7 protein-coding genes are annotated in these 11,067 nt (G+C 69.5%); 4 read left to right on the top strand and 3 right to left on the bottom strand.

What is annotated here, in order from left to right; translation table 11 throughout:
* The first annotated feature begins 52 nt into the window (after positions 1-52).
* From AB0M43_RS36580 to AB0M43_RS36590, 3 genes are read left to right on the top strand one after another with little or no spacing between them, the layout of a single operon-like run.
* A complete protein-coding gene (locus tag AB0M43_RS36580) occupies positions 53-3,127 on the top strand; it encodes a lantibiotic dehydratase (protein WP_363731743.1) in 3,075 nt (1,024 codons plus the stop codon).
* A gap of 20 nt (positions 3,128-3,147) precedes the next feature.
* A complete protein-coding gene (locus tag AB0M43_RS36585; protein WP_363731745.1) occupies positions 3,148-4,290 on the top strand; it encodes a lanthionine synthetase C family protein in 1,143 nt (380 codons plus the stop codon).
* Positions 4,272-5,228, top strand: coding sequence for a thiopeptide-type bacteriocin biosynthesis protein (locus AB0M43_RS36590; RefSeq protein ID WP_363731747.1), 957 nt, complete (start codon positions 4,272-4,274; stop codon positions 5,226-5,228). The genes AB0M43_RS36585 and AB0M43_RS36590 overlap by 19 nt, the downstream gene beginning before the upstream one ends.
* 1,543 nt (positions 5,229-6,771) lie before the next feature.
* Here AB0M43_RS36590 and AB0M43_RS36595 read toward each other — a convergent pair.
* Positions 6,772-8,217, bottom strand: a complete 1,446-nt coding sequence (locus AB0M43_RS36595) for a helix-turn-helix domain-containing protein (RefSeq protein WP_363731749.1) — start codon at positions 8,215-8,217, stop codon at positions 6,772-6,774.
* Between the two features lie 33 nt (positions 8,218-8,250).
* Positions 8,251-8,472, bottom strand: coding sequence for a hypothetical protein (locus AB0M43_RS36600; RefSeq protein WP_363731751.1), 222 nt, complete (start codon positions 8,470-8,472; stop codon positions 8,251-8,253).
* A gap of 867 nt (positions 8,473-9,339) precedes the next feature.
* On the opposite strand from AB0M43_RS36600, the gene AB0M43_RS36605 reads away from it, so the two are divergent.
* Positions 9,340-10,161, top strand: a complete 822-nt coding sequence (locus tag AB0M43_RS36605; RefSeq protein ID WP_363731753.1) for a hypothetical protein — start codon at positions 9,340-9,342, stop codon at positions 10,159-10,161.
* Between the two features lie 438 nt (positions 10,162-10,599).
* On the opposite strand, the gene AB0M43_RS36610 is transcribed toward AB0M43_RS36605, so the two are convergent.
* Positions 10,600-11,067 (bottom strand): tyrosine-type recombinase/integrase (locus AB0M43_RS36610; protein ID WP_363731756.1); only part of this gene is annotated, 468 nt, incomplete at its 5' end.

Here is an 11,067-nt window from a genome sequence, read left to right on the forward strand (position 1 = left end):
CCGACGCCCAGCAACTCCGGACGTCGGCGGCCCACCCCCGCAGGAGGTACACATGCCGATCCGCCGTGCCGGTTTCCAGCCGGCCGGGCCCGTGCTAGTCCGGGCCAGCACCCGCCCCGACGACCTTGACCTGACACCCCCCGACCCGGCCGCCGACACCCGGGAGGCGTTGGCGTGGCTTCGGGCCCGCTGGGCGCGCGAGGACTTCCAGGTCGCGGTGGCCACGGCGAGCCCTGACCTGGCCTCACGGATCCGACAGCTTATGGAGAACGGCGGGGCGAGCGTGGAGGCGAAGGCTGTGCGTCGGGCGGTGACGGCCACCTACTCTTACCTGCTGCGGTGGAGCAGGAGAAGTACCCCGTTCGGGTTGTTCGCCGCCGTCGGCGTCGCCACCGGCGGGCCGGCCGCCGCGACCTTCGGGACCGCGCACCGGGCGGTGGCGCGGGCCGACGCCGACTGGCTGGCCCTACTGATGGACCGCTTGGAGCAACACGAAGGGCTCCGGGACAGGTTGACGGTCGTCGCTGACAGTGCCGCGTTCCTGCGCGACAGACGACTGATCACTGACGCCCGACCTCACCCCGGGCGACGCACCCCCGGGCAGCTCCGCGACGAGTCGACCGCCTTCACCCGGCCCGTCCAGATGGCCGTGACCCTGGCGAAGACCCCGATCGGGTTCGACAGCCTCGCCCGCGCGATGGCCGCCCGCTCACCCAAGGCGGCACCGGAACGCATAGTCGGCTTCCTGCACGGCCTGATCGACGGCGGGGTCCTCCTCACCAACCTCCGGCCGCCCATGACGGCCGTTGACGGGCTCGCCCACGTCCTGGACGTGCTGACCAGCGCCGGCGCGGCCGACTTCAACGATCTGGCGGACCTGGTGGGCCAGCTCCGCGTTCTCCACGCCGACCTCACCAGCCACAACACCACAACCGACCCCCGCGAGGCCGCGACGGTCCGCGGCACGGTCACCGCCGTGATGCGGGACCTGTTCCCCGAAGCCCGCCACCAGCTGATGGTGGATCTGCGCCTGGACGGTCAGGTCAGCCTGCCGCCGCAGGTCCTCGCCGACGCCGCGCGGGCGGCGCAGGTGCTGGTGGCGACAGGTACCCGGCCGTTCGGATCGATGGCGTGGCTGGAGTACCACGCGGCCTTCCGCGACCGGTACGGCCCAGGGGCGCTCGTGCCGGTGCTGGACCTGGTCGGCGAATCCGGCCTCGGCTACCCGGCCGGGTACCTGGGCGGGCCGGCACCGAGACCGTCGTGGCGGGTGGTGACCGACCGCGACGCCTACCTGATGGCCCTCATTCAGCAGGCCACCCTGCACGGGGCGGACGAGATCGACCTGACCGGTGCCGACATCGACGCCCTCGGCCCGCCGCTCCGCGACCGCGCCGACATGGTGCCTCCCGCCCGGGTGGAGCTCGGCTTCGCGGTGCACGCCGCCGATCCGGCCGCCGTCGACCGAGGCGAGTTCACGGTGCAGGTCACCGGTATCCCGCGTACCCCGACCAGCATGGCCGGCCGGTTCGCCCACCTTCTCGACGCGGCCGACCGCGATGGGCTCGCCCGCTCACTGACCGGACCACGCGAGGAGTCGGTGCTGGTGGCGCAGGTGTCGTTCCCGCCGCGCCGTATCGCCGCCGAGAACGTCGCCCGGACCGGCCGCCTGACCCCGGCGGTCATCTCCCTGTCCGAACACCCCGACGGTGAGGTCGTCGGAGTGGACGAGCTGGCGGTGACCGCCGACGCGGAGCAGATGTACCTGGTGCACGCGCCGACCGGCCGCAGGGTCGTTCCCGTCCTGCCGCACGCCCTCGACGTGATCGCGCACATGCCACCGCTGGCGAGGTTCATCGCCGAGGTCGCCGACGCCCGCACCGCGACCGTCGACCCCTTCGACTACGGGACCGCTCGCAACCTGAAGTTCGTGCCCCGGATCCGGCACGGGCGGGTGATCCTGGCCCCGGCCCGCTGGCTCCTCCCCAACACCCTCATCACGGCGACCCCCGCAGCGAGCTGGGAGGCGGCGTTGAAGGACTGGCTGGGCCGTTGGCGGGTTCCGGCTCGCATCGTCGTGTGCCAGCACGACACCCGCCTGCCCCTGGACCTCGACGAGCCCGCCGACCGAGCCCTGCTGCGCGGCTTCCTGGACAAAGCCGACCAGCTCGAACTCCGCGAAGACCTCACCCAAGGACGGGAGTGGCCGGGCCGGCCGGTTGAGTTCCTGGTCCCGCTCCGCCTGGCCACACCTGTCGGTCGGCCGCTGCCGGTCACCGTGCCGGCCGGACCGACCCTGCACCCGGGGGCCAGCGACGTGCTGCGGGTGCGACTGTCGGGCAACCCGGCCCGCCACGACGACCTGCTGACCGGCCACCTCGCTCCGCTCGCCGCCGAACTCCACGGCACCGGTGTCCTGCACTGGTGGGTAAGCCGGTACCGCGACACGATCCGAGCCGCCACTGAACCCAACGTGTCCCTCATCCTGCGCTTGGCGTCCGCAGCCGACTACGGCCTGGTCGCCGCACGGGTCGGACACCTCGCCGCCGATCTGGCGACCCGGGGACTGCCCTGCCAGGTAGAGCTGGTCGGCCACGGCGAACACACCGGCCGCTACGGTCACGGCCGGGCCCTCTCCGCCGCCGAACAGGTCTTCGCCACCGACACCACCGCTGCCCTGGCCCAGATCCGCCTCGCCCAGCAGGCAGGCATCAGCGGCCAGGCCCTCGCCGCGGCCTCGATGGCCCACCTCGCCGCCGCGTTCACCCCCGAACCGTCCGCCGGCCTGCACGTCCTCCTCGACGTACTCGGAAACGCCACCGAACCCGCCGGCCGGGCCGTCTGTGATCTGGCCCGCCGGCTGTCCGACCCGGCCGGAGAACAGAGCGCCCTCCTTGACCTTGCCGGCGGGGAGGCGGTGTTCGTGGCCTGGCGGGCCCGGGCATCGGCGCTTCGCGCCTATCACGATGTCCTGCTCGCCCAACGCGACCCTGTCACGGTCCTGCGGACACTGCTGCACGAACACCACGTCCGCGCCCTCGGCGTCGACCCGACCTTCGAACGGGCCACCAACCACGCCGCGAGCACCGCCGCCAGGCTCCTCCTCGCCCAGGCCGGCCGCCGGTGACCGGCGGCCGGGGGCCGATCGTGCTCACCACCAGCGAGGCCAAAGCCCAGTCGCTCGACAAAGGACCCATCGGCGGAGCTCTGCTGGCCGTCGAAGAAGCCCTGACCGGCGCCGGCACCTGGAACACCGCCCACCAGCAGGTCCAGCGGGCCGTGGCCGGGCCGGTCGACGCCGGAACCCACACCGGCCTCTACCACGGCGCCCCAGCGGTCCTGGTCCTCCTGGAGGCCGCCAGCGCCGACGGCCGCCCCCGCTACGCCGCCGAACGCGACCTCCTGCACCGCCACGTCCGCCACCTCGTCCAACAACGGCTCGCCGACGCCCAGACCCGCCTCGCCGGCCGCCGCGCCGCCGGGTTCGCCGAGTACGACCTGTTCCACGGACTGACCGGCCTGGGCGCGCTACTCCTGCGCACCCAGCCCACCAGCACCGAACTCGGCGACGTGCTCCGGTACCTGATCAGGTTGACCGAGCCCTACCGCCTCGACGGGCTGACCGTGCCCGGGTGGTGGGTCGACCACCACCCCGACCAGCTCGCGCCGACCCCCGGAGGGCACGCCAACCTCGGCATCGCACACGGAGCCGCCGGCATCCTCGCCGTCTTGTCCATGGCCGTCCGCACCGGATACGAGATTGACGGGCAGTTCGCGGCGATCGGGGAGCTAACCGCCTCGTTCGACCGGTGGCGGCAAGAAGACCAGCACGGCACCTGGTGGCCCCAGTGGATCACCCGCGACGACCTCGCTGCCGGCCACACCGCCCAGCACGAACCGGGCAGGCCCGGCTGGTGCTACGGCACACCCGGCATCGCCCGCGCCCTGCAACTCGCCGCCATCGCCACCAGAGAGCCCACCCGGCAGGCCGCAGCCGAAACCGCCCTCGCCGACAGCCTCCACGATGCGGCCCTCGACCTGCTCACCGACGGCGGACTCTGCCACGGACTGGCCGGGGTGTACCAAACCGCCTACCGCGCCGGCGAAGACGCCACCACCCTCACCGTCGCCCGCCGCCTGCCCGCCCTCGCCGAACGCCTGGCAGCCACCGACCCCCTCACCGACGACGGGCTCCTCACCGGGGACGCCGGCCGGCAACTTGCCCTGCTGACCGCCCGCACCGGAACACCACCGACCTCAAGGTGGGACACATGCTTACTCATCGCCTGACCGTCCCGGCCCACCGGCTCGCCGCCCTGGTCGAAGACGTGCTCGCCGGCCAACCCGCCGAACACCTCGCGGCGCAGGCGGGCATCGACACGGCGGACCTGCTCGACGCGATCGAGACGTTCCGCACCGCGGGAAACGCCGCCCTACGCACCCGGCACGACGACACCTGGTTCCACGCCCGGATCCGCCCCACCGACTGGGCCGATGCGGAGAACCTGTTCTCCGAACATGTCGGCCCTCGCCTCGACGGTCTCGACGGCAGGCCCGCCTGGTGGTACATCCGCAAACACCCCGACTGGCGGATCCGGATCCGCACCCGCCGGCACCAGGACGCCGCCGCCCTCCTCGACCAGTTCACCAACGAACGGTTGATCGCAGGCTGGACTCAGGGCGTGTACGAGGCCGAAACGGCCGCGTTCGGCGGACCCGCCGGCGTCGACATCATCCACGACCTGTTCTGCGCCGACAGCTCCGGCATCCTCGCCTACCTCCGGCTCGACCCGCCACCGTTGGGCCGCCGGGAACTGTCCCTCCTACTGCTGCGGACCCTGCAAGACCACGCCGGCCTCGACCCGTTCGAAGCCGCCGACGTCTTCGACCGGATCGCCGCGATCCGCCCCGCCCCCGGCCCACAACAGAAACACCGCGTCGACAATCTCGCCAACCACATGTTGCCCCTGCTCCTGTGCACCCCGACCGCCAGGGACACCATGTTCGCTCCCGACGGCCCCCTCCACGCCGCCGCCGACTGGAAAGCGGCGGCGGTCGCTGCCGGGAACCAGCTCGGCGAAGCGGCCGTCACCGGGCGCCTCGACCGCGGCCTGCGGGCCACGATCGCCCAGGCCACCATCTTCCACTGGAACCGGCTCGGACTGACCGCACCGGTCCAGGGCCTACTGGCTCGAGCCGCGACCCACGCCCTGCTGTCCCGGGACTGACGATGACCGAGACCGCGCTGCGATACATCCCGCTACTTGGGCGGCCCCGCCCCGACAGCGCCGACGACCGCGACCGCGACCGCGCCACCCTCCAGGGCATGCGCCACGCGACAACCCGCAGAACAGCCCTGATCCTCGACAGCCACACGCTGCCTACCACCAACTTGACCGGCGAGAGCACAGGATCATCGCCATGGAAGACCACGCCCCAGTGACCTCACCGGTGAAAGGCCGTTCGTGACCACCGACCTGCTCAGCCCGTACCGCTCCAGCCAGCCGCCACCCGACCGAGCCGGGGCCCTCACCGCTTTAGTGGGCTAGCCCCACAGGGCGCGACACGCTATGTCTGGTTGGGTTGTGGTCCGTTTGGTTTCCTATTTTTGTACTGTCGCTGAGTTTGCTGCCTATGTCGGTGGGATCGGAATTTCTCCGCGTGGGTTGTTGACTCCAGGGTGGGGGGTGTCCCACTCTAGGGACTCTTAGCTGCGAGCGAAGCGCGGATCGGTCCCAGCGCCTTTCGAATCGTCGGTGCCTGCGGGAGCAGTGTGCCTACATTCGTCGGCGGTGACACCTCTGCTGCGTCGAATGTGACGTGTCAGGAGGTGTCTGGGGCTCGGTTCGTCGTTAGCCGCGTCAAGTGCTGGTGGCCCCGGCGCTCGCGCCGGGGCCACCAGGGGGTCGACCGAAGGTGTTACTCCCTAGACCGGAGCACCTGGTCGACGAGCCAGGCCAGGACCCTGGCGCCTACTACGAGGCCAAGGGTCCTGGCCAGGTTCAGTACGTGGCGGCGTCCGACCCTGACGGGGCACGACGACCGGTACTTCCCAGCTGAACTCCTGACCGACGTGCGGCGAGGGGTCCCCCGGCGGTCACGCTGCCGGGGCCGGCGGTTGCGGCTCAACTATGTCTCCTCCTCTCGTTACGGGGGTGGTTTTCCCCCGCGACCGTCCTTCCGCGGACGCGGTGGACGGACGACTTCAGGGATGACCCGAGAGAAGAAGGTTGTGCTCGCTCCTTTCGACTGACTATTTACGGCCGTGCAAGTAAAGGGCTAAACAATCAGCGTGTCCAGCGTCGGCGGGCGTGTCGCGGAACCTTTTGCAACCACGTGGTTGCACTGCTGGTCGCAATCGGCCACAGTGGCCACCACCACCTTGCCTGTCCGAACACGACCGCAGGTCAACCGCGTTCAAGGGTCGCCAGCGCAACCGATCGCCCGACCGCCACTGGCGGGGACGGACAGTTTGTCTGTCGGTGCGGTACACCATCACGCGATACTCCAAACGCAGCTCACGGCACTGGGGAAACCATCGCCGTCCGCCGGTCGTGCCCCTGCAGCGGGCACGACCGTCAATACCCGTGCCCAGGTTGGGCGCGTGCTCCGCAAGTCTCGCAGCGCCAAGTGGGTCGCTCATCGGACAGACTGTGCGTCATTTTCCAGAGCAAGTCACGGTAAGGTCTCGACGCCGACGGACCCTGATGGACGCGCGGCTGAAGGCATGTCGGCGAACTGCGGTGGCCCCTGGATCCGCCCGGGCCGCCGTCAGCAGTCCACCAGCACCGCGGCCTGCCCCGACTGCAGGCAAGGCTGAGCACGTTGCCTGCGGCGCGGACCGGTCGCTTCCTGCTCACGGTCATGTGTCCGGGTGTTCCTCGGGTCTGCCGAAGGGGTGGGCGGGCTGTCTGGCTCCAGCTGGCGGTGGCGGGGCTTGAGCGGTTCCACACTGTAGTTGATCAATGGGTACAGAATTCCGACGAGGCACAGCGCCGCAGTGGCGACGACTGATCGCGTCAGCTTCTTGGGCAGGTTGTACGGGCCGATCGGCGGGAGGTCGCGGCTTCGCCGCTCGGCCGCTTCCCGCCGCAGCGCTCTGGCCTGGACCGCCTCGGGGGACATGCGTCTGGTCTTGAACCGAGTGAACGCCGTCAGGAGGCAGTACGGCAGGAACGCGAGCACGATCGCCTTGCCGACGTTCGACGGGATGAGCGCGCTGGTCATGCCCGTCGCCATGTTGCTCACCATCAGGTAGCCGAGCGCGACGTAGGACATGCACAGGGCCACGATGAGGCGGTCACGTCTGCGGGTGTAGATGTTGAAGCGGGCCCTCCACCACAGCTTGCCTTCGAGTTCGGTCGCGCTGATCGCCGCCGACAGTGGGGTCGGGCCCAGCGGTGCTGGCGCGGAGTGCGCACGTTGGGCGGTCCCCTCTGGTGCGATGGACACCGCGAGGTCGCCGGTTGAGGACGTCTCCAGACCTGCGGGTACTGAGCCCGGTTGGTCGGCGAAGCGGTCGCCGTCACCGGCCGGGGGCACCGGAACGAGATCGCGTTCTGCTCCCCGGTCCTCGATCACGGGTTGCTCGGAGGTCAGGCCGTGGTCCTTCGCCGTCGCCCGGCGCCAGGCCCGTTCCCAGTCGGCGAGCTCGTCGGGGGTTGCCCCGCACAGCTCGGCGACCCGCAACGTCAGCGGCAGAGTGGGCCGCCGTCTCTTGATGAGCGCGTCGTAGAGCGTGCTGGACGACAGGTGCAGGCTCGCATCAGCGCTCTCCTTGGTCCTGGCCGCCAGCGCCCGCCAGCTCAGTCGGGCGTGCTGGCGGTAGGCGTCGAGCTGCCCGGCGATGTCGGCCAACTCGTGCACCGGAGTCGCACGTGGTCGTGCGGGTCCTGGCATCAGGTCATCGGGGAGCAGTTTGACCTGCACCGGGCCGAACAGATTCAAGGGGCTGTGACCGCTGTGGGCTTGCGCCCACCGGTCCTTCCACGCCGCCACCTGCCCACCACATGCGCGTACGTAGGCACTCGTGACATCCCAGGTAGGCAACCGGTCGCCAGCCGCGGCCTTGGACAGGGCCGAGGAGCTGAAGTTCACGCTCTTGGCCATGGCCTTGTAGGGAGGTTCACCTGCGGCCCGGCGCAGCTCTCGCAGTTCCACTGCGAAGGCCGCGATCGGACCACTGCACGGATCGATCTTCTTCTCCGGTCGCACCATCGAAATCACCCTCGTTCGCGCAGCCCTCGCGGGTCACGCGAAACGCAGGCCCCGCCCCGTCGCAAGCGCGATCCGGTCGCCGACGAGCACCACCACCGACGCAGCCTTCGCCTCAGGCGGGGCTTTGGCGACCGGTCGGGCCGCTAACGCCGCGGCGGCGTCAGCGGCGGCACTGCCAGGCCACGCTTCCGAGGTGCCGGGCCGGACCGGGTTGTGCCCGTTGAGATGTGGGCGAGGTGGCTTCATCGCGAACACGAACTGATCTCCTGTCATCGCGTGGTGTGCGACAGGCCCCGCGTGGGGCCCGCCAGGCGGCCCCCCGTCAAAGGACGGGGGACCGCCTAAACACGGCTCAGGTAGCCGGATTTCTCAAGGGATGGAGGTGATGAGCGTCCCCAGCGTTTGGTCTCGCATGGGGGATACCTCCGGTCGCCAAGCGTAGTCCTCACCGCCCCCGCGCAAGCACGGTGGCGTGGGTAGCGCCCGATCTGTCGTCAAGCCACGGCGCCGGACAGTTGATTTCTCAGATGGCATCAACTGTCGACCACGTAATCAACGCCGGCGGTCCACCGGCATCCGCTCCGTATCACCGCAGCTCCTGCGGTCGACACATAGGACGATGATCCCGAACGTTCACCCGCTGTGTCTCACATCTGGTACACGGCTGACGATCGATCACGGCTAGCCGTGAGAACCCGCACTGTCCGGGGTAACGTCTGGACTCGAAAGGATCTCCTGCATCTGCCTCAATCAGGTAGCCGGTGCTTGAGACTATGGGTATCACCCTGTTGGTCCAGGGTGCCCCAAATGCGCAGGGGGCCCGGCGGCTTGTCGCCAGGGCCCCCTACGCTTACTCGGCACAACTTCGAACAAATGTCTGACGCCTGCTGTGTCCTCCCTGTTGTACGGAGGGCCGTCTGTGTCGACCCTGCCCACGAAGGCGCAACGCGAGTCGGCGGCCAACCTTGGGCAGCTACACCGACGCCAACGGAGCGAACGGATGCGCCCTGTGCACTCCACCTGTCGGCTAACGCGGGCCAGGCCATCACCCTCACCTCGCTGAGGCCGAGAATGCATCCTGAAGGCCAGCTTCGTTGTCGACGACGCCAGCGTCATGGCCTCTTGATCTGCTTTATCGGTTTGCTGACTGCCCATATCGTTGGTGCCTGGTTGACTACCCGCATGGGTGTTGGCAGGTCGCTTCCGCGTCAACTGGACATGGTCGCCGTCGCCCGGCAGGCGTTCGGGCCGGTCTTAAGTTCGCTGCGGTTGAGCGGTGAGCAGATCGATGGTCAGTCACTCGCCGAGCTGGAGGCGTCGCTGACCAAGGTCAACGAGTTGATCGCGAACCCGGCCTCGTTCGGGGGGCCGATCCGGCTCAAGCTCAGTGCCAACGCCGGGGCGGTGATCACGCAGAACACGGCTGAGGCTCACCTGGAGATCGGCCCCCTGCCGATGCTCCTTGAGTGCAAGCAGGCCATATTGGACCGGCTCGCCGAGCTGCGCCCGCAGCAGCAGTACGAGGACATTCGCGACGTGGTGAGCGAGAAGGTCGACGACGCCAGTCTGCGCGCCGTCCTTCTGTCTGCGCTCGAGGAGGAGCGGGAAAAGCAACAGGCGACCACCGAACAGCTCCGCGAGGAGATGGCCCAGGTCCGCCGAGCCGAGGTGGAAGCGGCTGAGGCCCAGGCTCGGATCAAGATCGAGATTCAGGAGCGCAAGTCCCGCATATACCGACAGTTCCTCGAACGCGAGTCGGTGGCGACCATCATCGGCGCCGTGCTCCTGCTCGCCCTCGCCACCGTGCTGGTCGTCGCGATGTTCATCCGGCTGCCCGTGCCAGAGTTGATCTCCAGCTCGTTCCTACTCATCCTGGGCTACTTCTTCGGTCAGACCACCGGCCGCCGACGGGCAACCAACGACGAGGGCGACGACGTCGGTTGAACACGAGAACTCGGGCGCTTCCCGGTCGACGTCGAGCGGCTTGACCATCAGGTGCGGTCCACGTAGGTGTCGGTCCTGTACGGAAGTGCGGCAACCGCGCGCGGACACGGCTTCCGCCGCGAATCCCTGACCACGAACGAAGGTCAGCCGCCCCTGGCGTTCCAGCGGCAGGGGCTTGAATCCGCGCGCCGATGGTCCTCACCCACACCGGCGGCTTCGGTCCAACCGGCACGAGAAGTGTGCCGGTCAATGGCGATTCCAGGACGTTCGGCCCTCGCCGGGAGATCTCGGCGAGGGCCGAACGTGTTCACCAGGCGAGCGTTCTTACCCGTCGTAGAGGAAGCCGCAGCCCTCGTCCGGGTCAAAACGATGGATGATGGCTCGCCCGGGGCACGTTCGTCGTAGAAACGCCGCACCCTGCCATTGCCTGCTGTGGTGCTAGGCCGCCCGTCGGGTCCGGGGGATCAGTTTGGCGGTCTTTTCCGCCGTCTCCAGTTCGACCTCGCGGAGTAGTGAGGTGTAGATGTCTCCAGTGGTGGAGAGGTTGGCGTGTCCGAGGAGTTCCTGGATTTCTTTGAGGTCGCCTCCGGCGGCTTTGGTGAAGGTGGCCGCGGCGTGGCGGCCGTCGTGGATGCCGACGGGCGGGAGGCCGGAGCCGCGGACGTGGCGGTCCCATCGCTCTGACACCAGGTCGGGGTTCCATGCCCGGCCGTCGGGGCGGCGGAAGAACAGGTCGACGTCGACGTGCTGGACGCCGCCGTCGGCGGTGGGTGTGCGCATGCGGATCGTGGCCGGCCACGACGGTCCGGCTGCGAGTTTCTGGGCGTTGCGGCGGATCCGGTAGGCGTTGAGGTCGGCGACGGTCTCGGTGTCCAGGCCGAAGGTGCGGTCGCCGTTGCGGGTCTT

The organism is Longispora sp. NPDC051575, from assembly GCF_040681875.1.
GTDB lineage: Bacteria > Actinomycetota > Actinomycetes > Mycobacteriales > Micromonosporaceae > Longispora.